This is a genomic window from Pseudomonas sp. BF-B-15 (genome assembly GCF_019946675.1).
Classification (GTDB): domain Bacteria; phylum Pseudomonadota; class Gammaproteobacteria; order Pseudomonadales; family Pseudomonadaceae; genus Aquipseudomonas; species Aquipseudomonas migulae.
Genome location: NZ_JAGYFZ010000031.1, coordinates 34,630 through 60,270, shown reverse-complemented (window position 1 = coordinate 60,270; position 25,641 = coordinate 34,630). Strand labels below are relative to the sequence as shown.

Here is a 25,641-nt window from a genome sequence, read left to right as displayed (position 1 = left end):
TTGGAACCACCTGATCCCATCCCGAACTCAGCAGTGAAACGATGCATCGCCGATGGTAGTGTGGGGTTTCCCCATGTGAGAGTAGGTCATCGTCAAGATTAAATTCCGAAACCCCAATTGCGAAAGCAGTTGGGGTTTTGTTTTGCCTGGAAAAAAGTACACTCCGGACGAGCACAAATTTGCACAGTTATTTTCGACTCAGGACACTAGAATAGGTCCAACTTTTTCGGAGTCAGTGCCTTTATGCCAGAACCGGTTGACGCCCCCGGGCTGTCAGAATTACCGCTGGACGACTTGGTGGCGTGCCATGAGTGCGACTTGCTGATGCGCAAGCCCAAGCTCGCCCATGGCGAGAAAGCCCTGTGCCCGCGATGCGGTTACGAACTCTATGCCCATCGGCACAATGTTGTGCAACGCAGTCTCGCCTTGGTCATCTCCGCGCTGTTGTTGTACATCCCGGCGAACTTTTTACCCATCATGCAGCTCAATCTACTCGGGCAGTCGTCGCAAGATACTGTCTGGAGTGGCGTTGTCGGCCTGTTCGATACCGGAATGCAAGGCGTCTCAGTGATTGTGTTCCTGTGCAGCATGGGGATCCCGTTGCTCAAACTGCTTTGCCAACTGGCCGTGCTGCTGAGCATTCGTTTTGATATAGGCCGTAGTTACGGTTTGTTGCTCTATCGGATTTATCACCATCTACGCGATTGGGGGATGCTCGAGGTCTACCTCATGGGCGTGCTGGTGGCGATCGTCAAACTGGCAGATATGGCAGCAATCACCATCGGTCTCGGCCTGGCGTGCTTTATCAGTTTGTTGTTGGTCCAGGTCTGGCTGGAGGTTGTGATGTCGCCCCATCAGATCTGGCAGGCTTTATCAGGAGAGGATGCCCATGCGGGCGATTGATGCAGGCATTCTGATTTGCGCCGAATGCCATGAATTGAACAAGCAGGAGGCTGACACCGACGAGCAGGTCTGCACCCGCTGCGGTGCGCTGGTTCACGCCCGCCGTCCCAACAGTCTCGCTCGTACCTGGGCGTTGCTGATCACGGCAGCGATTCTCTACATTCCGGCCAACGTACTGCCGATCATGACGGTCAGTTCCCTCGGTCAGGGCGATCCCAGCACCATCATGTCCGGTGTGATCCAACTGGTTCAACACGGCATGCTTCCCATCGCCGCCGTGGTGTTTATCGCCAGTATCGTGGTGCCCACGTTCAAATTGGTGGGCATCGCCTTGCTGCTGTTTTCGGTGCAGCGCCACCAGCCGCTTTCGGCTCGTCAACGGATCTGGATGTACCGCTTTATCGAGTTCATCGGTCGCTGGTCAATGCTCGATATCTTTGTGATTGCCATCCTGGTGGCGGTCGTGAATTTTGGACGGCTTGCCAGTGTCGAAGCCAATCTTGGCGCCATCGCTTTCGCCAGTGTGGTGATTCTGACGATGCTTGCCGCAGTAACTTTCGATCCCCGACTGATTTGGGATAACACGGAGTCGGACGACGACCATGACTGATTTGCCCACAGCGAAAACCCGACCGGCCTCGAACTGGTCAGCCATTTGGGTGTTGCCCCTGATCGCCCTGATCATCGGCGGCTGGCTCGGCTGGCGTGCCTACAACGAGACTGGCATCGAAATTCAGGTGCGTTTCGAAAGCGGTGAAGGCATTCAGGCCAACAAGACCGAAGTGGTCTACAAAGGCATGTCGGTCGGCAAGGTGAAAACCCTCACGCTTGATGACGAAGGCGCCTCCAAAGGGGTGATCGCCACCGTTGAGATGAACAAGGACGTGGAGCAATACCTGCGGACCAGCACACGCTTCTGGCTCGTCAAGCCGAGCGTGACCTTGGCGGGTATCACGGGCCTGGAAACCCTGGTCTCCGGTAACTACGTCGCGATCAGTCCGGGGGAAGGCGAGCCCACACGCCGGTTCAAGGCCCTGGCTGAAGAACCGCCGCTGTCGGATGCCCAGCCCGGGTTGCACCTGACCATCAAGGCTGACCGCCTCGGTTCGCTGAACCGTGGCAGCCCGGTGTTCTACAAGCAGATCAAAGTAGGCCAGATCAAAAGTTACTTGCTGTCCGAAGACCAAAGCACAGTTGAGCTCAAAGTGTTCATCGAGCCCACCTACGCCAAGCTCGTACGCAAACACACGCGTTTCTGGAATGCCAGCGGCATCAGCATCGACGCTAACCTGTCCGGTGTGAAAGTGCGCAGTGAGTCCCTGGCCAGCATCGTCGCCGGCGGTATCGCGTTTGCAACGCCGGAAAACCGCAGGGACAGCCCGCCCACCGATCCGAGCCTGCCGTTCCGTCTCTATGAAGACTTCGATGCGGCGGCGGCCGGTATACGGGTCAAGGTCAAACTCAGCGATTTCGAAGGCCTGCAGGCCGGTCGTACGCCGGTAATGTACAAAGGCATTCAGGTCGGCAATCTGAAAGCGCTGAAGATCGATCCTGATCTGTCCGGTGCTACCGCTGAACTGACCCTTGATCCTCTGGCCGAAGATTACCTGGTCGAAGGCACTCAATTCTGGGTGGTCAAACCGTCGATCTCCCTGGCCGGTATCACCGGGCTTGAAGCGCTGGTCAAAGGTAACTACATCGCTGTGCGTCCCGGCGATAAAGGCGCAGCACCACAACGTGAGTTCGTGGCACGGGCCAAGGCGCCGCCGCTGGATTTGCGTTCGCCGGGTCTGCACCTGGTGTTGTTCACCGAAAATCTTGGTTCGCTGGAAGTCGGCAGTCCAATTCTCTACAAGCAGGTCAAGGTCGGTTCGGTACAGAGCTATCAGTTCTCGCGCACCAAAAAACAATTGGTGATTGGCGTACACATCGAGAAGGAATACGAAGGGCTGGTTAACGCCTCGACTCGATTCTGGAATGCCAGTGGCATTACGCTCACGGGCGGATTGACTGGCGGAATCCAGGTCAAAAGTGAATCGCTGCAAAGCCTGATGGCCGGCGGTATCGCCTTCGAAACCCCGCTGGCCAAAGCCCCGCTGCAAAAGAAAATCCCGCGTTTCCGTTTGTTCGCCAGCCATGACGAAGCCAACCAGAAAGGCGCCGTGATCACGATCAAGGTCGATCGCGCCGATGGCTTGCGCAGCGGCACACCGGTGAGATTCAAAGGCCTGGATGTTGGCAAGATTGAAGACGTCGACCTCACGGATGACCTGCAATCGGTGATGCTCACCGCGCGGATCACCGAAGTGCCGGAGCGTATCGCTCGGGTCGGCAGTCAGTTCTGGGTGGTCAAACCCGAGCTGGGTCTGCTCAAAACGTCGAACCTGGAAACCCTGGTGACCGGTCAATACATCGAAGTGCAGCCGGCAGCGAAAAACCTCGGGTCGCAGAATAACTTCGTAGCGCTGGCCAATCCTCCGGAAACCGCCAAACAGGAAGCCGGGTTAAGTCTGGTTCTCAGCGCCGCTCGCCGCGGTTCGTTGAAAACCGGCGTGCCAGTGACGTATCGCGAAGTCACCGTGGGCAAGGTGACGGGGTATGAACTGGGCCAGACGGCTGACCGTGTGTTGATACACATCCTGATCGAGCCGAAGTACGCGCCATTGGTGCGCAGCGGCACACGATTCTGGAACACCAGCGGTTTTGGTTTCGACTACGGCTTGTTCAAGGGGGCGACGGTTCGTACCGAATCGCTGGAGACGCTGATTCAGGGCGGCATCGCATTCGCCACGCCGGATGGGGATCGTATGGGTAACCCGGCACGAGCGGAGCAAACCTTCCCGTTGTTCGACAAGTTTGAAGATGAATGGCTGACCTGGGCGCCGAAGATCTCGCTCGGCAAATAATCTGTTGGCGCCTGTGAGGACGCCTTCGCGGGCAAGCCTCGCTCCTACAGATCAGCACCTAACCTGTAGGAGCGAGGCTTGCCCGCGAAGAGGTCCGGATAGCCAACACATAACCACCAGACAAAAAAAGGCCGCGATTGGATCGCGGCCTTTTTTATTGCCTTCGATTAATGCAAATCAGACCGCATCCAGCTCCGGTTCATCCGCTTCAACATTAACCACAGCCTTCACCTCATCGTGACGGCGGATGTACTTCCAGTCCGCCTCATCGATGTAGATCCCGTTCGGCCCGCTACCGCCTTCCAGGTCAATCGCCACACTGGCGCAGACCTGCGGCTTCACACTCGCCAGAATCGGCACGAAGCCCAGTTGCAGACTGGTTTCCAGCAACGCTGCCTGGTTTTTCTCGTCGATGTCCGCCGCTTCGTCGAGGTAGTACGGCAGGCGCACGCGACCGGCCTGGTCGCGGTCCATCAAGTGCAGCAACAAGTACATGTTGGTCAGCGCCTTGATGGTCATCGTCGTGCCGTTGGACGCAGCGCCGTCGATGTCGGTGTGGATCACCGGTTGACCGTTGACCTTGGTGATCTCGAACGCCAGTTCGAACAAGTCCTTGAGACCGAGCTGGTTGTGGTTTGCCGCCACCAGCCGTGCCAGGTATTCCTTGGCTTCTTCGTTCTTGTTGTCCTGATCGGCGCTTTGGCTCAGATCGAACACGGAAAGGGTTTCGCCTTCTTCGTACTGACCGGCGCTGTGGATGATCTGGTCGATGTGCTTGAGTGCTTCTTTGTTCGGCGCGAGCACGATGCGGAAGCTCTGCAGGTTGGAGACCTGACGCTTGTTGATCTCGCGGTTGAACAACGCCAGTTGGTGCTCGAGGCTGTCGTAGTCGCTGCGGATGTTGCGCAGGGTCCGGGCGATGTCGGTAACCGCAGCACGGCGTGCCTTGCCGAGGGTCAGGGCTTCGTCGGTGCGGTGTGCATACGCGTTGATCAGCAGTTGCAGGCGACGCTCCATATCGTCTTCGCTGTCGAACTTGGCCACGCCTTTGAGGCGCACCTGAGCGTACAACGCGTCGATCTGGCCATCGCTGCGCAGCAAGCCCTGCCAGCTGTCCTGATAGTCGTTGAGCAGCGGCAACAGGTTGTCCATCGAATCGTCGATCGGGTCCATGAACGGCGTGCCGAACGGCAGGTCTGCCGGCAACAACTGACGGCGGCGCAGGGCGTCGTCGAGGGTGCGTTGCTTGGCTTCCATGTCGCCGATCTGCCGGCCGACCAGTTGCAGCTTGGCCGACAGTTGCTGGACGCGTTCGGTGAAGGCGTCGCTGGAACGCTTCAGTTCTTCCTGCGCCGCTTCCATCTGCGCCAGTTGCTCAAGCTTGTCGTCTTCCTCGGCGCTCAGGGTTTGCGCGCGACGGAAATCTTCCAGAGCTTTCTGCGCGTCCAGCACTTGCTGGTACAGCGCTTCGGTCTGGGTCTTGCTCGCTGCGCGGTCGGCGACCACGGCAGCCTGGGTTTTCAGTTGCTTGAGTTCTTTTTCCAGGCGGTCTTTCTGATCGCGCAACGCGGCGCGGTCCGCCAGGGCCTGCAACGCCGGAGGCTCAATGTGCGAGATGTCGATGGACAGGCCAGGCACTTCGAAGCGCTCGCCTTTGAAGCCGTCGAGGATCAGCTCCATGGATTTGACCCACTGACCGTCCTCGTCCAGCGTAATGCCATGCTCGCCCAACGGCAGGCTGAACAACGCGCTGTTGAACAAGCGCATCAGACGCTCGACATCCTGTTGCGAAAACTCTTCGCGCAGACGAGCGTAGCTGTTGTTGTCGGCGTGATCGAGTTGCTGTTTCACCGATTTCAGGCGTTTTTCCAGATCGCGCAGACGCTCTTCCAGGTCTTCGGCAGAGAACTGCCGCGACTGCGCCAGCGCACCGGCCAATTCATCGTGCGCGTCCTTGGCCGCGAGCAATTGCTGCTCCAGGACCTTGACGTCAGTCACCAACGCGAAGCGATGCTTGAGCACCGACAACTCGCCGAGCCAGCGCTGGATACCGGTGATTTCCCGCTCCAGACGCATCAGCTCCTGCGTGCCGCCGCGCTGATCGTTTTGCAGCGCGTCCTGTTCGTTGCGGTAGTGCTCGGCCTGAATCGTCAGTTCTTCCTTGCGCGCACTGGCATAGTCCGACCAGGTGCCGAGCAACGAGTCGAGCAGCGGCGAGATCCGGTGCAGCTTGCCGCGCAGAATATTGCGCTGGGCAACGCCTGCGGCCAGCGCTTCAACCAGCGGGCCGGCGGTGACCAGCGAGTTGTAGTCCTGCTCCATGCGTCGTACATCGCGGAAGGCTTCTTCGCACGCAGCGATGTAATCGACGCTGCCGGAACGCAGGCTGTGTTCGAAAGCATCGAGGAACAATTGCTTGAGCTTGGCCGCGGTGATTTCGCGCATGTGCAGCAGGTTGATGAACAGCGCGCGGAAGGTCTTCAGGCTCTGCTCGCTGGTGGAGCGCAGCGGAATCAGGGTCAGGTCCAGCGGAATCGAGGTGTGGCCGCCGACCAGCAAACGACGCAGTTCATCCGGCTTGAGTTCGTAGGCTTTCAGGCCTTCGCGCTCAAGGTTGGTGAACAGCTCTTTCTGACGCAGGCAGGTGTCGTTTTTCTGGTAGTGGGCCAGGTCGAGTTTGCCGGCGTAGGCAAAGAACTGGTGACCGAAACCACCGCCCGGGCCGCGACCGACCACGCCGATCACGTGCGGACCGTGGGGCAGCGAGACTTCCACCAGGATGTAACTGGTGTCCGAGGCGAAGTAGAAACGCCGGGATTGTTCCAGGCTGTACTTGCCGAAACTCATGTCCGACATGCGCGCCAGAATCGGGAACTGCAACGCGTTGATCGAGGCGGATTTACCGAGGTTGTTCGCGCCGTAGACCGACAACGGTTCTTCCAGCGGAAACAGGCCGAGGCTGTAACCGGCGGTGTTCAAAAGGGCAAAGCGGCGAATGCCGTAGCGTTCCTTGCTCATGCGTCGGTCTCCTGTTCTTCGGCAATGGCGCGGGCCAGGGCGTCTTCTTCGCTTTCTTCAGCGAAGTCACTGAGGTCCAGCGGATCATCGGTTTGCAGCAGTTTTTCGTCGCTGTCGTCGTCGATCAGTACCGGAACCGGCAGCGGCAGCACGCTGTGCAGGCTGGCGGCCAGGTCACGGTCCTGCTGAACCGACAGGCACACGTCGAGGAAACGGTGCATCGGCGGCAGGAAACGGTAGACGCCGTTTTCTTCGCCGGCGAACCCAAGCTGCGTCATGCGGCGCATGATTTTTTCTTCGAGTTCTTCGACGGTCTGCACTTCGGCCTGGATGAACAGGTCGCGGTACTTTTCCAGCAGCGACGGCAGTTCATCGCGACCGAGGCTGCCGCCGTCGAGCACGGCAATCGGGTCACGGCCCTGATCGGCCAGATGCTCGACGAGGATAAAGGTGAACAGCGCCAGACGCTGCGCGGTCTTGTTCACCGCCGCAGCGGCGAGGTCCGGCACAAAGTAGTAGAAACCGCGGGTGTCGCAAACGAGTTCAAAACCCAGTGCCTTGAACAGCGTGCGGTACTGGTCCTGGAAGTTCGACAGTTGCGCGTACAGCTCCGGATCGCGGCGGCTGACGTGGTAGCCCTTGAACAGCTCGCGAAAGATCGGCGCCAGCTGGGACAGTTCGGATAGATCAAGATGCATGTGGAGTGCTCGCAGAATTCTCGATGGCATCTGGGCCGGCCGAGAGCAGGGCGAAGGAGCGCAGGCTGACCTGGTGCTCGTGAGTGTGGTAATCGCGGCGTTCCAGACGCTCGCGTTTGAAGCGTTTTTCCCGCGACAGGCGCGAGAACCAGTACAGCAATTCGTCGGTGGCGCCGTTCGGTTCCTGCTCCAGCAGCCAGGTCATCAGGTCTGGCATTGGCAGCGCGTCTTCACAACGTTCAAGCATTTCGCGAACGGTACGTGGTGCGCGTGGCGCTTCGCCTTTCTGGGTCTTGTGGGCCTTGGGGAAACGCGCCGGTTTCGGCTCGAAACGGGCCAGCGCGTAGACGTAGGCTTCGACCTGACTGGCGCTGCCGAGGAAGGTGCTTTGCGGCCGGGTGAACATCGGCATCGCCGCTTGTGGCACCGCATCGATGCCTTTGCGACGGATGGCCGACAAGGCCAGCGCTGCGCCACGGGTTACGGCGTTGTGCCGACGGGCTTCTTCACGCAGCGGCAGCAGCAGTTCGCGAGCATGACGCAGCGTCAATTGAGCGCTGGTCTGCATTTCAAGGATGCGCGCGTGGGTGCGCAGCAGCATGTCGTCGTCGACCAGGTGGCCGAGGCGTTGCTGCTCGGTGAGCATCTTCAACAGGACATTTTCGACCTTGCGCACGCCTTGTTCGAAGGCGCCGTCGGCGTTCACCAACTGAATCATCGGCTCGACGTATTCGTCCCAGGTCGCCAGTACTTCGGCGTAACGCTGACGCAGCGGAATCTGTCGGTCGCTGGTCTTGGCGCGTTCGGCGACGGCCACCAGGGCCTGTTCGTCGTTGGCGAGTTTCTTCAGTACATCGCGCACACGCATGTCGAGCAGGCGCAATTGGCGCGCCAGGTCGTGGCCGTCGCGGATGTCGAAGGCGTCCTGAATGTAACCGGCCAGGCGTTCGAGGTGGCGCAAATAGGCTTCGATTTCCAGGCACAGGCCCAGACGGTGCTCACGGCGCAGGTAAGCGAGGAAGTCGTGGATCTGTGCGTTGAGCTCGAAACGGTTCGGGCTTTTCGCCACGGGAACCAGAATGTCGAGGCGGATCCACACGTCCAGCAGGCTGGTGATGTCCTGCGGCGTACTGTCGAGTTGCTGGGCGGCCAGTTGCGTGCGCAGTTCGTTGAGGCTCAGTGTGCCTTGGTCGAAGTGCTCGCACAGTGGCTCCAGAAGTGCCCAGTGTTCAGCGAGGGCGCGCAAGACGCGCTTGGGTTCGATCATCGGAATGGCCGGCTGGTTGGCGATTAAAAGCCGCGATTGTACTGCATCGGGACCGATGCGATTCACTCTCGGGACGGGCTGTAGCTGTTTCTAAGGGAAAGAGTATCGATCAAGCGCGGGCGATCTTGAGCGAAGGGCGGTAGAATCAGCGCACTTTAGTTATCCACAAGTGGCCGACCTTTGCTAATCGAGTCCCGTCGCCGCGCTTATTTGACCGCCATGCAGGTGGTCAACTGGCTGCCGCGCACCGAATTGCCCTTTGCCGCGCCTTCACGGCCCGAGCTACTGGAGATGCCCGAGCCGTTGGTCGTCGCCCCGGTGGCGCCGTTGCCCGTGGCCGATGCACCTGCGGAACCTGTGGTCAAAGCGGCCGAACGGGTAAAAATCGAGGTGCCGCGGCCATCGTTGGCCAGCACGCGCACCAACGCCAAGGTCGAAGAAGAAGAGGCACCGGTCGCGGTCAAGGCGCCGATCGTGCCTCCTCCGCGTTTCGCCCTGCAATTGCTGCGCGCCGGTCGTTGCCTGCTGCTGGTGGAGTTACCCACAGGCGAAACCTTCCAGACCCGCGATCCCGCCTATCTGCTGCTCAAGGACATGCTGCGTGCCGCCGGTCTGCCGGACAGCCCGCAAATTGTCGGCGAACCGGTGCGCTGGCCATTGTTGGTTCGCGGCACCATGGATCAAGGTCCGGAAGCGGCTCGTGACTTCGTACAAGGTTTTCTCTCGGCCCGGCTGGAAGACGCACCGTGCGTCTGCGTGTGGCTGATCGGCCTGCCGGCGGTGCGTTTTGCCGGCGAGGCCAACGCCGAATCCTTCAATCGTGAACTTCAGGTCGAAGGCCTGGGCGCGGTCTGGGCCCTGCCGGGCCTGGAATTATTAATGGAAGAGCCACAGCGTAAGGCTGATGTCTGGCAAGCCATGCGTCGGCTGATGGCGCGCTGGAAAGAATCGAATGAGTGACGCTGTATCGTTTCGCCCGATGACCGAGGCGGACCTGGACGCTGTCCTGAAAATTGAATTCGCGGCGTACAGCCATCCCTGGACCCGCGGGATTTTTCTCGATGGGCTGGGCAAGTACCAGATCTGGCTGATGTTCGAAGGTTCACAGCAGGTCGGGCACGGAGTGGTGCAGATCATTCTGGATGAAGCGCACCTGCTGAACATTACCGTCAAACCGGAAAATCAGGGCCGCGGCCTGGGTTTGACGCTGCTGGAGCACCTGATGTCGATTGCCTACAAGGCTGAGGCGCGGGAATGTTTTCTGGAAGTGCGCGACAGCAATCGCTCGGCGTTCCGGTTGTATGAGCGGTATGGGTTTAACGAGATTGGCCGGCGTCGGGATTATTATCCGGCGGTGGGTGGGCGCGAAGATGCGGTGGTCATGGCCTGCACCCTGGTGGATTGAGCCTTAAAAGCTTCGCGGGCAAGCCTCGCTCCTACAGGGGGCGGCGTTCACAAATGCAAGAACGCCACAAATCCTGTAGGAGCGAGCGGGCGGCGATCCGACTTGCCCGCGAAGGCGTTCTCATTGACACCCACGATCACCGATTCCCATCCAGCGGATCCAGCCGCGCCAGTTCTTCTTCATCCAACCCATTACCCCCACCGATGTCATCTTCATCGACGATGCTCAAATCCCAATCGGCCCGGTAATCGTCACCGGCCTCATGCGCATCCCGCGCACCGTCTTCACGGATCAACGTTTCCGGGCTCATGTCATCATCGGTGGGTTCATGATCAGCGGTCGAGGCGCCGGTCATGCCGGCTTCACGCACGCGCGCGTGCGGTATCAGTCGCTCGCGTTCCGTTTGCGTCAGTTCGTCGCCGATTTTCGCGCTGGGTTCTTCCTCCTCGAAATCCAGCTCCTGCAGCGAACCCATGCGGTCTTCGTTGTCGTCGATGGGCTCGGGTTGCGCCGCATCGTACGGACGTCGTGAATCATTCATGGTAATTCCTCATACTGTGAGCCTTACTACGGTAGACCCACTGGGCTGCCCGGAATTCCGCCGGCAGGGAACACCGGTAATATGCCTCATCGGCAATCTGCATCTTGCGCGTGACCCCGACGGACGGTTGTCTGTCAAAGCAGCGCATCATTCTCGAGGCTTCATTGCATGAACGACTTACAAGATCTGATTGATAACAACGAGCGCTGGGCTGACGCGATCACCAAAGAAGATCCTGATTTCTTCGCCAAACTGGCGCGTCAGCAAACGCCGGAATTCCTCTGGATCGGCTGCTCCGACGCCCGCGTACCGGCGAACGAGATTGTCGGCATGCTGCCCGGTGACCTGTTCGTCCACCGCAACGTGGCCAACGTGGTGCTGCACACTGACCTCAACTGCCTGTCGGTGATTCAGTACGCGGTGGACGTGCTCAAGGTCAAACACATCCTCGTTACCGGCCACTATGGCTGCGGCGGTGTGCGTGCTTCGATGCAGGATCGCCAGTTCGGCTTGATCGATGGCTGGCTGCGGTCGATTCGTGACCTTTACTACGAAAAGCGCGAAGAACTCTCCAAACTGCCAACCGAAGAAGAGCGGGTCGACCGCCTCTGCGAACTCAACGTGATCCAGCAAGTGGCCAACGTCGGGCACACCAGCATTGTGCAAAACGCCTGGCACCGCGGGCAGAAACTGTCGATTCACGGCTGCATCTACGGCATCAAGGACGGTCGGTGGAAGAGCCTGAATGCCACCATCAGTGGTTTCGAGCAGTTGCCGCCGCAGTACCGCCTGCGTCCATTCGAGCCGCTGTAAAAGCCCCCGGCGTCATCGGCGCCAATTCTGGAAGAACAACTGGCCATCGGCATTCGGCGATTCGTCGTAGCCGGTGATCCAGCCACGGCAGCAAGTACAACCACAGCGGCAGGCAAACTGCCGCTGCAGCCTGTCTTCCGTCGTGGCGAAATCCATCGTCAGCCGATCACCTTTTCTGATGTCCTTCAGCGCCCATAACCACAGTTCACTCATGTCGAGAAAGGCGTTGGGGTCGCAGGCGTGGTTAAGCAATCCGCAGAAGCGCGGGTCATAGACATGAATGCCCGGCGCCATTTGCCGAGTGCGTCGGCAGCGATAGGGCAGCAAATGCCCGGAAATACGGCAGATTCGGCTGAGCCGAGGGAATTCGCGCAAAGCGGCGACAGCGATCGGCTCTCCCTGAGCATTGTTGATGATTTGAAAGTCTTCCGTGGTAGGGAATCCCAGTCGAGGGGGCAATTCCATAAACGGATAGATGCCATTGAATGGCGGTGAGGTGATTCCTTGCTCAGCGTGGGGTTTCATCACAATCCTTGTCGGCGGGGCGCTGCGACCTCCGTCAGCTGACATCCTGTCAGCCCTGCAGCACATGGGTACGCCTCAAGACTCTCGCAAAAAAAACCACCGGTCTACTGTCATAACTGACAGAGGAAAAGCGCGCGTTCCCACGTCAGCCAAGGCTCACGCAGGAACGCCGTTCAGTTTTTTACAGATGCGTAGCAGGCACTGCGGTCGCAGGCGTGGGGACCTTGAGCTGTTTGAGTTGAGCCTTGATCGGCGTCGTCGCGCATTTGGCCGTGGCTTGCCCAGGTGTCAGGTTGCGGATCGAGGTGTAGAACAGTTCGCAGGTTTTAACTGCCTGGGCCACTTGCCAGGTCTGGGTGCAACTTCTCAGCTCAATGTCTGGATTGCTGTCGAGGTCGCGGCCCATGGCGGCCTGCCAGCATGCGGCACTCAAGTCCTGGCCCATGACTTTCAGGCCCGCCGCGTCGGCCTGGGCCTGGGCATCTTTACCGGTGTAGCTGTCCGGGTCGGCGGCGTACCAGATGTAGCTCGGGTGGTTGGAACCCAGCACCGGCACTTTCACCCCTTCTTTCGGACTGATGGTTGCCAGGCCCAGCACGTTTACGGTCGGCCCGTATTGCTGCTTGATCCAGTTACGCACCGGCGCACCGAACGCGACCATCGGCAACGCGGCACCGCTGGCGTTCTGGCTGACTTCCTTGACCATGGTGGTCTGGTAGTCCTTGAAGTAGTCGTAGACGCCTTCCAGATCCTTGCCGGCGTTGGACGGCGCGGCGATCGGCGCGATGTCGATGATGGTCTGGAAAGCCGGTGTCTGATCGGCAGGGATGCCGTTGATCGTCAGCAGCGTGGCCCAGCGATCGGTGGTCTTGGACTCCAGATAGTCCTGGGCCTGAGTCAGCGAGTAATCCGGCGGGAAGTGCAGCAGCTCGACACTTCTGCGGTTCTCCAGGGCCATGCCCAGCGGCAGGAACAAGTACCAGCTGTAAGCCCACTTGCCGTCGGCATTCAGCTTGCTGGCGCCGGTATAAGCCAGATCGCCGGCATCGAGCAGCGCTGCCAACGGCTTTTCATAGCCTTTGGGCACACCGGTGATTGCGGCATAGAGCTGATTGTTATCGGTTTTGACCTGCACCTTCGCATCGCTGTAACCATCACGCTGCACGCTCTGCGTCAGGTAATGCTCGACGGTTTGCTCCAGCGTCCAGTTGCGAAAGCAGATCACGTTGCAATTGTTGGGGTAAGCGAACAGCCGGGTGACGCGCTCGGTGCTGCCCAGCTTCAGATCGGCATCCGCCTGGGCGGCGGTGCTCAGGGTCAGGGCGGCAAGGGTGAGTGCTGCGAGTTTGAACATGCTCAGATCCTTTTCAGCGTGTGGGCCCTCGAGAACGGGCGAAGACATACTGAAACAGAAGAGGCCGAACGAGAAGTAGGGGCCGATAGAAATATCGGCCCCTTTTTGCATTACGGCATCACCGGCGCCGTATACGTCAGCGTCGTCCCCAGCGCCCACAGCAGAAACAGCACCAGCGGCGTGTGCACCAGCAGTTGCACGAACGAAAACCCGATCAAGTCCCGCGCCTTCAAACCCAGCACGCCCAGCAGCGGCAGCATGTAGAACGGGTTGATCAGGTTCGGCAGGGCTTCGGCGGCGTTGTAGATCTGCACGGCCCAGCCCAGGTGGTAGTTCAGGTCGGTGGCCACTTGCATCACGTACGGCGCTTCGATGATCCACTTGCCGCCGCCCGACGGGATGAAGAAGCCGAGGATCGCCGAGTACACGCCCATCAGCAGCGCGTAGGTGTCGTGGGACGCGATTTGTACGAAAAAGGTCGAGATGTGGTGCGCCAGGGTCTGCGCGTCAGTGCCTTTGACCGTGGTCATCAGCGCGGCGATCGAGCCGTACAACGGGAACTGGATCAGCACGCCGGTGGTAGTCGGCACCGCGCGGGACACCGCATCGAGGAAGCTGCGCGGGCGCCAGTGCAGCAAGGCTCCGAGCATGATGAACAGGAAGTTGTAGGTGTTCAGCCCGGAAATCGCACTGATCGCCGGTTTGGTCGAGAACTCGTGGAACAGCCACCCGGCCGCCAGCAGCACCAGCAGAATCGTCAGCAGCGGGCTGTGTTCCAGCCATTCGCCGGGGCGAGTACGCGGTTGCAGCGGTGGCAGGTTGAAGCTCGGGTCGATGCCGCAGGCTTTGGCATCGCGGGCCGAGTTCGGGCCCGGGGCGGTGGCGTAGGCAATGATCAGCGAGATCACGATCAGCGCCAGCAACATGACGCCGGACTGCCAGAGAAAGATGGTTTGCGTGAACGGAATCACCCCGGTGATCGACAGAATCGACGGCGGCAAACTGGCCGGGTTGGCCTGCAACTGCGCGGCGGACGACGACAGGCCCAGGGCCCACACCGCGCCAAGGCCCAGATACGCGGCAGCACCGGCGGCGCGATAATCCATTTTCAGGTCGACGCGGCGGGCGAGGGCGCGCACCAACAAGCCGCCGAACACCAGCGACAAGCCCCAGTTCAGCAGCGACGCGACCATGGAAATCAGCGCCACCCACGCCACGGCGGAACGGCCGTTCTTGGGGATGCGCGCCAGACGGTCGATCAGCTTGACGGCGGGCGGCGAGCTGGCGACTACATAGCCGCCGATCACCACGAACGCCATCTGCATGGTGAACGGGATCAGGCTCCAGAACCCGTCACCGAAGGCCATCGCGGCGTCGGTGGGTTTGGCGCCCATGAACAGGGTGGCCACGGCGACGATGATCACCGCCAGCGCAGCAAACACCCAGGAATCAGGAAACCAGCGTTCGGCAAAACTTGAACAGCGCAGGGCAAAACGGGCGGAGCGGGTATCTTCGATATCAGCGGCCACGGGAGTACCTCGAATTTTTATGATTGTTGTGGTCTTCAGGGCTGCAAAGGCCTAACGCCGTTTTTATTGTGGGAGCGAGCCTGCTCGCGATGGTCGTAAACGATGACGCGTGTTTACTGATTAAACGCGTCGTTCTCGAGTCCATCGCGAGCAGGCTCGCTCTTACAGTTTTTGATCGGCACTGGCTGCAACGCCCGTCTGGACAGGCGCCAACAGTAAATCAATCGGTCAGGATTTGTGACGAAGTTTTACCGATACGGGACTATGGTCTAACGGGTTGTCCGCTGGCGCGTTTGCGTAGACCATGGGCGCCTTGGTTTTTTGCCCATGCCAGAGTTCTTTTGATGACTGCCCTTAACGATTCGCGCCCGGCACCGTTCAGCCGTTCGGACTACAAGACCCTCGGCCTTGCGGCCCTCGGCGGCGCGCTGGAAATCTACGATTTCATCATCTTCGTGTTTTTCGCCCTGACCCTCAGTCAGCTGTTCTTCCCGCCGGAAATGCCTGAGTGGCTGCGCCTGCTGCAAAGTTTCGGGATTTTTGTCACCGGTTACCTGGCGCGGCCGTTGGGCGGGATTCTGATGGCGCATTTCGCCGACCGGCTGGGGCGCAAGAAAGTCTTCAGCCTGAGCATTCTGATGATGGCGCTGCCGTGCCTGCTGATCGGCATCATGCCGACCTACGCCCAGATCGGTTATTTCGCACCCTTGCTGCTGTTGGTCCTGCGGGTGTTGCAAGGCGCGGCGGTGGGCGGGGAGGTGCCGAGCGCCTGGGTGTTCGTCGCCGAGCACGCGCCGGCCGGGCATCGCGGTTATGCACTGGGTTTCCTTCAGGCCGGGTTGACCTTTGGCTACTTGATCGGCGCGCTGACAGCGACCTTTCTGGCGCAAGCATTCACCCCGGCGGAGATCCTCGATTTCGCATGGCGTTACCCGTTCCTGCTGGGCGGCGTATTTGGCGTGATAGGCGTCTGGCTACGCCGTTGGCTCAATGAGACCCCGGTGTTCATGGCGATGCAGGCGAAGCGTGATGCCGCCGTCGAACTGCCACTGCGCACGGTTCTGCGTGAGCATCGCCTGGCCATTTTGCCGGCGATGATCCTCACCTGCGTGCTGACTTCAGCCGTGGTGGTGTTTGTGGTCATCACCCCGACTATGATGCAGAAAACCTTCGGCATGACCGCCAGCCACACCTTTGGCCTGAGCGCATTGGGCATCGTGTTCCTGAACATCGGCTGTGTGCTCGCCGGTTTGCTCGTCGATCGTATCGGCGCCTGGCGCACCGTGATGCTGTACAGCCTGCTGCTGCCGCTGGGCATCGGCGTGCTTTATACCTGCCTGATCATCGGCGGCAACTGGATTGGTCTGGCGTATGCGATTGCCGGCCTGAGTTGTGGCGTGGTCGGCGCGGTGCCGTCGGTGATGGTCAGCTTGTTCCCGGCGCGGATTCGCGTCTCGGGGATTTCCTTCACGTACAACATTGCCTACGCCGCGTGGGCGAGTATCACGCCGCTGTTGCTGATCGGTCTGATGCCGTGGAGCCCTTGGATCTGCGTGATTTTCTGCGCGGTGATGGGCGCGGTGGGCGTGAGCAGCGCGCTGTATTTCGGCGCGCGTACGCCGAGCACAGGCAATTGCCCGGCGGCTGGCGCCATCTGATTGAAGGTGGCGCTGCGTCCAAGACAACTATTTTTGTAGGACAACCCTGAAACACTCTTCAGAAAACATCCCCAAGGCCGATGGCTAGGCTGCATGCCGCTTTCTATCTCTGTCCATCGGTGCTTTCCCATGTTCAACAAACGCTTGAAGCAAGAGTTGTCGGCTCTTCGCGAAGAACTCTCCAGCCTTCAGCAAGTGAAGGAAAGTCTGGAAAGCGAGATGCTGGTCCTGACCCTGGATCCCGACGGGCGGATTCAATCGGTCAATCAGAATTTTCTCAGCGAGATGCTCTACAAGAGCCACGACCTGATCGATCGTCCTATCGAAGACATCGTTCCGGTTCACGTGAAGTCCGACGAATTCCATCACCGCTTCAAGGCTGCGCTGACCCGAGGCGAGCACTTTGCCGGTGCGGTGCGCTTGTTGCGTGGCGATGGCCAAGAGGCCTGGTTGCGTTCGATTGTACAGCCGGTGCGCTCCGGGGACGGGCGGATCAAGCACTTCTCGATTTACTCCAGTGACCTGACCCGCACCATCGAGGCATCCCGTGAACACGAGAACCTGATCGGCGCGCTGGTGCGCTCGACGGCGGTGATCGAGTTCGACCTCGCTGGCAACGTGTTGTCGGCCAACGACCGCTTCCTCAACGGCATGGGTTACAGCCTCGCGCAGATCAAAGGCAAACATCACCGTCTCTTCTGTGAAGCGCAGGAGCACACCAGTGCCGAGTATCAGGACTTCTGGCGTCGCCTGAATTCCGGGGAATTCGTGGCCGGCCGCTTCAAGCGCATCGACAGCCACGGGCGTACGGTCTGGCTGGAGGCGTCCTACAACCCGGTGGTCGACGCCAATAACAAACTCTACAAAGTGGTGAAGTTCGCCACGGTGATTACCGATCAGGTCAATCAGGAGCTGGCCGTCGCTGAAGCGGCGAACATTGCCTACGGCACCTCGCAGCAAACCGATCAAAGCGCCCAGCGCGGCACGGCCGTAGTGACGCAAGCGGTGAACGTGATGCGCGACCTGGCCAAGCACATGCAAACGGCCGGCGAGGGCATCGAGGCCTTGAACGAGCAGTCACTGGTGATTGGCACCATCGTCAAAACCATCAGCGGCATCGCCGAACAGACCAACCTGCTGGCACTCAACGCGGCGATCGAAGCGGCCCGTGCCGGTGAGCAGGGTCGTGGTTTTGCCGTGGTCGCGGACGAGGTCCGGCAATTGGCTTCGCGCACCAGTCAGGCCACCGATGAAATTGTCGTGGTGGTGCGTCAGAACCAGGACATGGCGCGTAATGCGGTGTCGCTGATGACCGACGGCAAAACTCAGGCAGAGCAGGGGCTGGCGCTGGCGGCAGAGGCGGGTACGGTGATTGTCGAGATTCAGGACGGTGCGCAGAAAGTGGTGAACGCGGTCGGGCAGTTTGCCAACCAGCTAACGACTTGATGCCTGCGAACCGGGCGGATATCGCTACAATCGGCTCTTTTCCCAGGAGCAGATCCCATGAGCGCTTCCCACCGCCGTCCGGTTCCCTTGTCCAAGGCTTATCGCCTGCTCAACCACGGGCCGACCGTGCTGGTCAGCGCGGCCCATGACGGGCAGCGCAACATCATGGCGGCAGCCTGGGCCATGCCGCTGGATTTCGAACCGCCGAAAATTGCCGTGGTGCTGGACAAGTCCACCTGGACCCGGCACCTGCTGGAAGCGTCGGGCACATTCGTGTTGAACGTACCCTGCGCTGCCCAGGCCGATATCGCGCAAACCGTCGGCTCGACCTCGGGCCTGGAGCTGACTCAAGGCCAGGGCCGGGACAAGTTCCAGACCTATGGCTTGCAGACCTTCAGCGGCGAGTTGATCGACGCGCCGATGCTCGAAGGTTGCGTGGCCTGGCTGGAATGCCGGTTGCTGCCGGAACCGAACAACCACCAACAATACGATCTGTTCCTGGCCGAAGTGATTGCGGCCCAGGCGGACGAGCGGGTGTTCAGCGACGGACGCTGGCATTTCGAGGGGCACGATGCGTTACGCACCTTGCACCACGTGGCGGGCGGGCATTTCCTGACCATCGGTGATCCGGTAGACGGCAAAGCCTTGCAGCCGTAAGACTTCAGACCCAGAGGTCATTCTCCGCCGTGCGCTCGCCACCCTTGTCGCCGGTGTTCAACACGCCCCGGGGTTCGATCAGCAGGAGTTTCACCTCTTGCTCGGCGAACGGCTTGTGCTCGATGCCCTTGGACACCACGTACATTTCGCCGGCGTTCACCAGCACGTGGCCATCACGAAAATCGATGCGCAACTGGCCTTCGAGCACGATGAAGGCTTCGTCGGTATCGAGGTGGTCGTGCCAGATGAAATCCCCCAGCAGCTTCACCACCTTGAACTGGTAGTCGTTCATTTCGGCAATGACGCGCGGTGTCCAGTGCGAGTCGATTCGTGAGATTTTTTCGGCGAAGTTCAGGCTTTCGTAAGCTTTCATGAAGCAGCTCTCGTGGTTGATCGTAGAACCACGGTAACCAGCGCAACGGCGCGCTTCTTGTACGATTGTGCGTGGCTCAGCGCCGGTGCATTTTCATCCAGCGCGCCGGTGACAAGCCGTAGGTCTTGCTGAACTGGCGGGTCATGTGGCTCTGATCGGTGAAGCCGGCGATCAGCGCGGCACTGACCAGCGACTGGCCCTGAATCAGCAGCGAACGGACCAGGTCCAGGCGACGCATGGTCAGGTATCGATAAGGGCTGGTGCCGAACAACAGGCGAAAGTCCCGTGACAGGCTCCAGCGATCCCGACCGCTGTGGTGCGCCAGTTCCTCCAGGGTCACGGTGCGATCCAGGGCGCTGTGCATGTACTCCCGCGCGCGTTCCGCTGCCACATAGTCGAAGCTTGGGCGCGTGGTGGTCACTCCGCCCACAGTGTTCAAGGCTTGCGCCAGATCGAACAGCGCGTCCTGTTCTTCCAGCGGTTCGAGCGGGCAATCGAGACTGCGCAGCAGCACTTGGGTGGCGGCGAACAGGCGTGGGTCAGTCGACAACCCGTTCTTGATGAACGGCAGCGGCTGACCGCCGAGCATCTGCTGGATCAGTGCCGGTTCGATGTACATCATCCGGTAGTGGAAACCGCTCTCGGTCCCGGCCTCGCCATCGTGGACTTCGTCCGGGTGCAGCACCATCGTCCCGCCGGGCAGGCTGTGGCGCCAGGCGCCGCGGTACTGATAACTCTGCACGCCGGCCAGGGTGTGACCGATGGCGTAGGTGTCGTGGCGGTGCAAGTCGTAGCCGTGACCGGCAAAAAACGCTTCGAAACGCTGCAGGCCGGAAACGTCGGGTGCGCGGTGGAACCAGTCATTGCGAGGCGGGTGTCGGGCCATGGTGATCGTTATCTTGAGCTTGATGCAGAACACGTTAGCTCAGTGACCGGTCGTCTGTCTGCTGGCGGATGGAAGGTCTCGCGTGAGTAGAAAACCGAGGGCAAATGTTGCAATGTGTTGCGCATCCTCTGCAGCCAAGAAGGCGACCCCCATTATGGAAATATCCCACCTGAGCTATGCCGCTCCGTTGTTGTCGCTGGCGCTGTTGTGGACGGTTGCGGTGGTGACGCCGGGGCCGAACTTCTTCAACATCGCGCAATTGGCAGCCAGTCAATCCAAACGTCACGGCGTGGTGGCTGCGCTGGGCGTGGCCACCGGCACGGTGCTCTGGGGGCTGGCGGGCGGGTTGGGTATCAAGTCGCTGTTCAGCGCGGCGCCGACGCTTTACCTGAGTTTCAAGATTGCCGGTGGTTGTTACCTGATCTACCTCGGCTTGAAGCAGTTCAAGCGCAAACCGCCGGTTACTGCGGGCGACAGCAGCTTGATTGACGGCGCGGGGCGCACATTGTGGTCGGTGTATGGCCAGGGTTTTCTGGGCAACATGACCAACCCAAAATCCGCACTGTTCGTGGCGACGATCTTCGCGACCGCCATGCCCGCGACGGTGCCCCCGACATTGCTGGCGCTGGCCGTAATGACCATGGCGACGTTGTCGTTCAGTTGGTATTGCAGCGTGGCACTGGTTTTCTCCAGCCGTCGGATGGCGCGGGTGTATGACCGTTCGCGCCAATGGCTGGATCGCTTTGCCGGCAGTTGCTATCTGTTGTTCGGTGCGCATCTGGTGGCCAGTCGCTGAGGAGTTCTGAATGAGCAAACTGCGGGTAGGCATTATTTTTGGCGGCCGTTCGGCGGAGCACGAAGTGTCGCTGCAATCGGCGAAAAACATCGTCGACGCACTGGATCGTTCGCGCTTCGATCCGGTGTTGATCGGTATCGACAAGCAGGGTCATTGGCACTTGAACGACCCGTCGAATTTCCTGCTCAACCAGGAAAACCCGGCGCTGATCGCCCTCAACCAATCCAACCGTGAACTGGCCGTGGTGCCGGGCAAAACCCGTCAGCAATTGGTGGAGACTTCCAGTCAGGAGCTGTTGGGCCACGTTGATGTGATCTTCCCGATCGTCCACGGCACGCTGGGTGAAGACGGTTGCCTGCAAGGGTTGCTGCGCATGGCCGATCTGCCGTTTGTCGGCTCCGATGTGCTGGGCTCGGCGGTGTGCATGGACAAGGACATCAGCAAACGCCTGCTGCGCGATGCCGGGTTGGCGGTGACGCCGTTCGTGACCCTGACCCGCGCAACCGCCAAGCGCACCGGGTTCGCCGAGGTCCGGGGCAAACTCGGGCTGCCGCTGTTCGTCAAACCGGCGAATCAGGGCTCTTCGGTGGGTGTGAGCAAGGTCAACGATGAGGCCGAGTACACGGCAGCGGTCGAACTGGCCCTCGGTTTCGATGAGAAAGTGCTGGTCGAATCCGCCGTCAGCGGTCGCGAGATCGAATGCGCGGTGCTCGGCAACGAAGACGCTATTGCCAGTGGCTGTGGCGAAATCGTCGTGCGCAGCGGGTTTTATTCCTACGACAGCAAGTACATCGACGCACAGGCCGCGCAAGTGGTGGTTCCGGCTGACATCAGTACCGAAGCCAGCGAACGCATTCGGGCCCTGGCCGTCGAGGCGTTTCAGGTGCTCGGCTGCTCCGGGCTGGCGCGGGTCGATGTGTTCCTGACGGACAGCGGTGAAGTACTGATCAACGAGATCAACTCGCTGCCCGGTTTCACCCGCATCAGCATGTACCCCAAGCTGTGGCAGGCCACGGGCATGACGTACAGCGAGCTGGTCAGTCGTCTGATCGAGCTGGCGTTGGAGAAGCACAAGGCACGGCAGTCTTTGAAAGTCTCTCGCTAAGTAAAACTAACTATTTGAGGAGACAACACCATGAAGGTCAGCGCGCGTAACGTTTTCAAAGGCACCATCAGTCAATTGCAACCAGGCGCGGTCAACGCCGAGGTATCGCTGAAACTGGCGGGCGGCAATCAGTTGGTGGCGGTGGTCACCATGGAAAGCGTGAAAAGCCTCGGCCTGGCGGTCGGCAAGGAAGCCATCGCGCTGGTAAAAGCGCCGTGGGTCATGTTGATGACCGACTCCAGTGACATTCGCCTGTCGGCGCGCAACTGCCTCGAAGGCAAAGTCACCAGCGTCATCGATGGCGCGGTGAACGCCGAAGTGGTGATCCGGCTCGATGGCGGTGACGAAGTTTACTCGATCGTGACACGCCAGGCTGTTGCAGAACTGGGCCTGGCGCCGGGTGTGAGTGCGACGGCGGTGATCAAGGCGTCGCATATTATTTTGGGTGTGCCGGCGTGAGTTAACGTTAAGGGTTTTCCAGCGGAGCGGGGATAAACCCTTGCTCCCGAAGTCCCTTGATTACCCCTCGAATCAGGTAGTTGTTCGAGAACCCGATCGTGTACTGCCTCGCTCCTTCGTTGATAGGGAGGAGCATCCCTTGGCTGACCAGTTTTTTGATCAGGTAGGTGCGTTGGCCAGGTGACAAGCCCGGTAGTGCACTGGCGAGATCAGCAGACTTAACAATTCCCTCCGTGATTGCTTTGTTCAGCACTGCCTCTTCTGTCTTGGTAATCCACTCACGCAGACGAGCGAATGTAACGGCAGGGGTAAGAATTGAATGCTTGAGATAGGCGTAGTCGGTAAGTCGATCGACTTTGGCAATCTCATCTTTCACCCCTTCCAATACGTAGATGCACCACGTTTCGAGACCCGCTTTGTCACCGACGTCAGCGACACCCAGCATGGCGTAATAGCGTTCGCGATCATTGCAGAACACAGCAGTTGGATTCAGTACTCTTCCACCTGTGTTTACGTTGAACCCGTACTTCATCAAGAGTGCGTAAGTGAGTAGCCTTACTACGCGGCCATTGCCATTTCCAAATGGATGAATCCATCCGAATCTATGGTGTGCCAAGGCGACTTTCATCAGGTCGTATTTGGGCAGGTCGTCGTGGTTTATGAACGCCACCAGTTCTTGCATGTAGCCCGGTACCTGAACAGCTTCGGGCGGAAGATGTTCCGACTGTGCGATGCGTACCGGTGTTTGACGATAGGCGCCCGGAGTTCGATCGCCTTCGCGCTCCAGTTCCTGGACCGTCATAGCGTGAATTTCGCGAATGGTCTGTTCGGTAAGCGGTTTACCGGGCTGCATGACTTCTTCGATGTAGTTCATGGCTTTTTCGATGTTGGCGACTTCACGCAGTTGGTCGCTATCGGTTGCCTTACCTTCGATTTTGCTGTCCAGGTAATCGGCCAACGTTGTGTGGTTGCCTTCAATTCGTGCTGATCCCAAGCTTTCCAGCGTATGGAAAATTGCCTTGAGTTGGAAAAACACCGGGGTGGGAGTATCGCCTTCGAGGCGGAGTCGTCGCAGGTGTTCCAACTCACTCAAAACATCCACCAACGGAGAGTCGAACGTTGGATTCAGGAGCTGAAGTTCGTGGTGGGAAAATTCAGGCATATGGGATTTATCTCTAATTCCGTACGAGGTTATCTCTAATGAGGGCCTCAATAGTCCCTATTTATATGGCTATTTTCGAAGTGAGTGTAAAAATTATCTCTAATCTCTCTCTGCGTGAAGTTAAAAACTGCAACGGAATAAGTAAAAAGGGCCTACCTCCCGGTAAGCCCTTTCCATGCAGCGCAGAATTCAATCCCCCAACGCTTCCCCCTCACGCCTTGGATCTGCTCCACCCGCCAGAGACGCTTTCCCCTGTGCATCCCTGACCCGGACAATCGCCTGTGTCCCGCTGGTCATGTCGATCTCGCTCACGTTGTGCCCCTTGTCCTTCAGCGCCTGAATCAGCTCAGCGCTGAACTGCCCGCGTTCCAGTTCGGTCGGGCCGTTGCGGCTGCCGAAGTTGGGCAGGTTGATGGCGGTTTGCGGGTCGAGGTTCCAGTCGAGCAGGCCGAGGGTGGATTTGGCCACGTACTCGATGATTTGCGAGCCGCCGGGAGAGCCGATGGTGGCGAGGAATTCGCCGCTCTGGCGGTCGAAGATCAGGGTCGGCGCCATGGATGAGCGCGGGCGTTTGCCGGGTTCGACGCGGTTGGCGACCTTTTGCCCGTTTTCTTCGGGGATGAACGAGAAGTCGGTCATCTGGTTGTTGAGCAGAAAGCCCTGGACCATCAGGTGTGAGCCGAACGCGGATTCGACCGTGGTGGTCATCGATACCGCACCACCCAAGTCATCGACCGCCACCACCTGAGAGGTGGAAATGCGCAGTGGCGAGCGGTCCGGCGCGTAGGCGACCTGAATGCCCGGCGGGGTGCCGGGTTTGGCCATGCCCATGCTGCGATCACCGATCAGAGCGGCGCGGCTGGCCAGATAGGTCGGGTCCACCAGGCCTTTGACCGGGACGGGCACGAAGTCGCTGTCGGCGACGTACTGTGCACGGTCGGCGTAGGCGAGGCGCTCGGCTTCGGAGATCAGGTGCACGGCTTCAGGGGCCGGTTCGATGCCGGCGGGTTGGGGGCTTTTGACAGGCTTCAGTGGCGCCAGGGCATAACGCGGGTCGCGGGCTTCCAGCGCCTGCAAGGTGCCGAGAATCTGCGCCACGGCGATCCCGCCCGACGACGGTGGCGGCATGCCGCAAACCTGCCAGCGTTTGTAATCGGTGCACAGCGGCGCGCGTTCCTTGGCGGTGTAGCCGTTGAGGTCGTTCAGCGACAGCGTGCCGGGGTTGGCGTGGCCCTGAACCTTGGCGACGATTTCCTGCGCGATGGGGCCTTTGTACAGCGCATCGGGACCTTCCTTGGCGATGCGTTTGAATACGGAGGCCAGTGCCGGATTTTTCAGTGAGGTGCCGACGGCTTTCGGGCTGCCATCCGCGTTCAGGAAGTACGCCATCATGTCCGGCGAGCGCTGCATGGACGAATCCGAAGCAATCAACTGATGCAGGCGCGGCGAGATGGCGAAGCCTTGTTCCGCGAGTTTGATCGCCGGCTCGAACAGCTGCGCCCAGGGCAGGCGCCCGTGTTGTTGATGGGCCAGTTCCAGCGCCCGCAACACGCCCGGCGTGCCGACCGAGCGACCGCCAATCTGCGCCTGAGTGAACGGCATTGGTTTGCCATCGGCCTGCAGGAACAGCTTCTCGGTGGCACCTGCCGGTGCGGTTTCGCGACCGTCGTACGTGCGCACGGCTTTGCCATCCCACAACACAATCAACGCGCCACCACCGATACCCGACGATTGCGGCTCGACCAGCGTCAGCACTGCTTGCATGGCGATGGCGGCATCAATCGCCGAACCGCCCTGACGCAGCATCGCCCGTCCGGCTTCGGCGGCGAGTGGGTTGGCTGCTGCTGCCATGTGTTTCGAGGCGTGGCGGGTTTGCAGGTCGGTGCGATAGCCCGAGGCGGTTTCCGGTGCGACCGGTAAGGTCGAGGAGGGCGGGGCACTGCACGCCGCGAGGATTAATGCACTGGCAATCAGCGAAAGGGCTGACAGGCGATAGCGGCTCAAATGAAGGGTTGAGAACACGCGGGGCACTCCGTCCGTGGGAAAAGTTCAGGGGACTTTATCGGCCGACAGGAAGCGACGCAAACCACAGGACGTTTTGTCCTTCATCCATTGACGGATTTTCTGTAGGGTCGAGGGC

23 protein-coding genes, 1 rRNA gene and 1 pseudogene are annotated in these 25,641 nt (G+C 59.9%); 14 read left to right on the top strand and 11 right to left on the bottom strand.

Features of this window, described 5'->3' with window-relative positions; genetic code table 11:
* The 4 genes from rrf to KGA97_RS12725 form a co-directional block, all read left to right on the top strand.
* Window positions 1-98 (top strand): 5S ribosomal RNA (gene rrf / locus KGA97_RS12740); the annotation flags it as partial.
* Between the two features lie 145 nt (window positions 99-243).
* Window positions 244-903 (top strand): paraquat-inducible protein A, encoded by a 660-nt coding sequence (locus tag KGA97_RS12735; RefSeq protein ID WP_223480879.1) that lies wholly within the window; start codon window positions 244-246, stop codon window positions 901-903.
* Complete coding sequence (locus KGA97_RS12730; protein WP_192228931.1) at window positions 890-1,513, top strand: paraquat-inducible protein A; 624 nt, start codon at window positions 890-892, stop codon at window positions 1,511-1,513. Before KGA97_RS12735 ends, KGA97_RS12730 begins: the two co-directional genes overlap by 14 nt.
* Window positions 1,506-3,809: an intermembrane transport protein PqiB gene (locus KGA97_RS12725; RefSeq protein ID WP_223480878.1), complete on the top strand. Its 2,304-nt coding sequence runs from the start codon at window positions 1,506-1,508 to the stop codon at window positions 3,807-3,809. Before KGA97_RS12730 ends, KGA97_RS12725 begins: the two co-directional genes overlap by 8 nt.
* A 177-nt stretch (window positions 3,810-3,986) precedes the next feature.
* Here KGA97_RS12725 and mksF read toward each other — a convergent pair whose 3' ends face one another.
* The 3 genes from mksF to mksB are packed head-to-tail and all read right to left on the bottom strand — an operon-like array spanning window position 3,987 to window position 8,792.
* The gene (mksF, locus tag KGA97_RS12720) at window positions 3,987-6,827 is read right to left on the bottom strand and encodes an Mks condensin complex protein MksF (protein ID WP_008037179.1); all 2,841 of its coding nucleotides are present in this window, start codon (window positions 6,825-6,827) and stop codon (window positions 3,987-3,989) included.
* Window positions 6,824-7,525 carry an Mks condensin complex protein MksE gene (gene mksE, locus KGA97_RS12715; protein WP_008025812.1) on the bottom strand — a complete coding sequence of 234 codons (702 nt, stop codon included), beginning with the start codon at window positions 7,523-7,525 and terminating at the stop codon, window positions 6,824-6,826. The genes mksF and mksE overlap by 4 nt, the downstream gene beginning before the upstream one ends.
* Window positions 7,515-8,792 carry an Mks condensin complex protein MksB gene (gene mksB / locus KGA97_RS12710; RefSeq protein WP_192419130.1) on the bottom strand — a complete coding sequence of 426 codons (1,278 nt, stop codon included), beginning with the start codon at window positions 8,790-8,792 and terminating at the stop codon, window positions 7,515-7,517. Before mksB ends, mksE begins: the two co-directional genes overlap by 11 nt.
* 219 nt (window positions 8,793-9,011) lie before the next feature.
* Between mksB and KGA97_RS12705 the strand changes: the two genes are divergently transcribed.
* Together KGA97_RS12705 and rimI are read left to right on the top strand one after the other, a co-directional pair.
* Window positions 9,012-9,752 (top strand): energy transducer TonB, encoded by a 741-nt coding sequence (locus tag KGA97_RS12705; protein ID WP_223480880.1) that lies wholly within the window; start codon window positions 9,012-9,014, stop codon window positions 9,750-9,752.
* Window positions 9,745-10,197: a ribosomal protein S18-alanine N-acetyltransferase gene (rimI, locus tag KGA97_RS12700; RefSeq protein WP_008025817.1), complete on the top strand. Its 453-nt coding sequence runs from the start codon at window positions 9,745-9,747 to the stop codon at window positions 10,195-10,197. The genes KGA97_RS12705 and rimI overlap by 8 nt, the downstream gene beginning before the upstream one ends.
* Before the next feature lie 136 nt (window positions 10,198-10,333).
* On the opposite strand, the gene KGA97_RS12695 is transcribed toward rimI, so the two are convergent.
* A complete protein-coding gene (locus KGA97_RS12695) occupies window positions 10,334-10,738 on the bottom strand; it encodes a serine kinase/phosphatase (protein ID WP_223480877.1) in 405 nt (134 codons plus the stop codon).
* 168 nt (window positions 10,739-10,906) lie between these two features.
* Between KGA97_RS12695 and can the strand changes: the two genes are divergently transcribed.
* Window positions 10,907-11,551 carry a carbonate dehydratase gene (can, locus tag KGA97_RS12690; RefSeq protein WP_008025819.1) on the top strand — a complete coding sequence of 215 codons (645 nt, stop codon included), beginning with the start codon at window positions 10,907-10,909 and terminating at the stop codon, window positions 11,549-11,551.
* A gap of 12 nt (window positions 11,552-11,563) precedes the next feature.
* On the opposite strand, the gene KGA97_RS12685 is transcribed toward can, so the two are convergent.
* The 3 genes from KGA97_RS12685 to KGA97_RS12675 all read right to left on the bottom strand — a co-directional run bounded on the left by KGA97_RS12685 (window position 11,564) and on the right by KGA97_RS12675 (window position 14,959).
* Window positions 11,564-12,076 carry an SET domain-containing protein-lysine N-methyltransferase gene (locus tag KGA97_RS12685; protein WP_032832343.1) on the bottom strand — a complete coding sequence of 171 codons (513 nt, stop codon included), beginning with the start codon at window positions 12,074-12,076 and terminating at the stop codon, window positions 11,564-11,566.
* A gap of 181 nt (window positions 12,077-12,257) precedes the next feature.
* Window positions 12,258-13,430, bottom strand: a complete 1,173-nt coding sequence (locus KGA97_RS12680; protein WP_032832344.1) for a hypothetical protein — start codon at window positions 13,428-13,430, stop codon at window positions 12,258-12,260.
* A gap of 110 nt (window positions 13,431-13,540) precedes the next feature.
* Entirely contained in the window at window positions 13,541-14,959 is a 1,419-nt protein-coding gene (locus KGA97_RS12675) for a short-chain fatty acid transporter (protein WP_008037184.1), read from the bottom strand.
* 344 nt (window positions 14,960-15,303) lie between these two features.
* Here KGA97_RS12675 and KGA97_RS12670 point away from each other — a divergent pair, with 344 nt between their 5' ends.
* From KGA97_RS12670 to KGA97_RS12660, 4 genes and pseudogenes are all read left to right on the top strand, one after another.
* Window positions 15,304-16,617: an MFS transporter gene (locus tag KGA97_RS12670; RefSeq protein ID WP_008037185.1), complete on the top strand. Its 1,314-nt coding sequence runs from the start codon at window positions 15,304-15,306 to the stop codon at window positions 16,615-16,617.
* A gap of 93 nt (window positions 16,618-16,710) precedes the next feature.
* Window positions 16,711-17,469: pseudogene (locus KGA97_RS29590) on the top strand (PAS domain-containing protein); the annotation flags it as partial.
* Window positions 17,455-18,063 carry a methyl-accepting chemotaxis protein gene (locus KGA97_RS29585; RefSeq protein ID WP_411738522.1) on the top strand — a complete coding sequence of 203 codons (609 nt, stop codon included), beginning with the start codon at window positions 17,455-17,457 and terminating at the stop codon, window positions 18,061-18,063. The pseudogene KGA97_RS29590 and the gene KGA97_RS29585, both read left to right, overlap by 15 nt.
* 57 nt (window positions 18,064-18,120) lie before the next feature.
* Entirely contained in the window at window positions 18,121-18,720 is a 600-nt protein-coding gene (locus tag KGA97_RS12660; RefSeq protein WP_008025833.1) for a flavin reductase family protein, read from the top strand.
* Between the two features lie 4 nt (window positions 18,721-18,724).
* Here the strand turns inward: KGA97_RS12660 and KGA97_RS12655 are convergent, their stop codons facing one another.
* Window positions 18,725-19,093: a cupin domain-containing protein gene (locus tag KGA97_RS12655; RefSeq protein WP_207286082.1), complete on the bottom strand. Its 369-nt coding sequence runs from the start codon at window positions 19,091-19,093 to the stop codon at window positions 18,725-18,727.
* 76 nt (window positions 19,094-19,169) lie between these two features.
* Window positions 19,170-19,979, bottom strand: a complete 810-nt coding sequence (locus tag KGA97_RS12650; RefSeq protein WP_032832348.1) for an AraC family transcriptional regulator — start codon at window positions 19,977-19,979, stop codon at window positions 19,170-19,172.
* A gap of 154 nt (window positions 19,980-20,133) precedes the next feature.
* Between KGA97_RS12650 and KGA97_RS12645 the strand changes: the two genes are divergently transcribed.
* Genes KGA97_RS12645 through KGA97_RS12635 form a run of 3 tightly spaced genes read left to right on the top strand, consistent with a single transcriptional unit; the run spans window position 20,134 to window position 22,339 of the window.
* Window positions 20,134-20,775, top strand: a complete 642-nt coding sequence (locus KGA97_RS12645) for a LysE family translocator (RefSeq protein WP_223480875.1) — start codon at window positions 20,134-20,136, stop codon at window positions 20,773-20,775.
* A gap of 10 nt (window positions 20,776-20,785) precedes the next feature.
* On the top strand, window positions 20,786-21,880 hold the full coding sequence (gene ddlA / locus KGA97_RS12640) for a D-alanine--D-alanine ligase (protein ID WP_223480874.1): 1,095 nt from the start codon (window positions 20,786-20,788) through the stop codon (window positions 21,878-21,880).
* Window positions 21,881-21,910: 30 nt separating this feature from the next.
* Complete coding sequence (locus tag KGA97_RS12635) at window positions 21,911-22,339, top strand: molybdopterin-binding protein (protein ID WP_223436728.1); 429 nt, start codon at window positions 21,911-21,913, stop codon at window positions 22,337-22,339.
* A gap of 7 nt (window positions 22,340-22,346) precedes the next feature.
* Here KGA97_RS12635 and KGA97_RS12630 read toward each other — a convergent pair whose 3' ends face one another.
* Window positions 22,347-23,501: a Fic family protein gene (locus tag KGA97_RS12630; RefSeq protein WP_223480873.1), complete on the bottom strand. Its 1,155-nt coding sequence runs from the start codon at window positions 23,499-23,501 to the stop codon at window positions 22,347-22,349.
* A 189-nt stretch (window positions 23,502-23,690) separates the two neighbouring features.
* Window positions 23,691-25,523 (bottom strand): gamma-glutamyltransferase, encoded by a 1,833-nt coding sequence (gene ggt / locus KGA97_RS12625; protein ID WP_223480872.1) that lies wholly within the window; start codon window positions 25,521-25,523, stop codon window positions 23,691-23,693.
* Window positions 25,524-25,641: the final 118 nt, after the last annotated feature.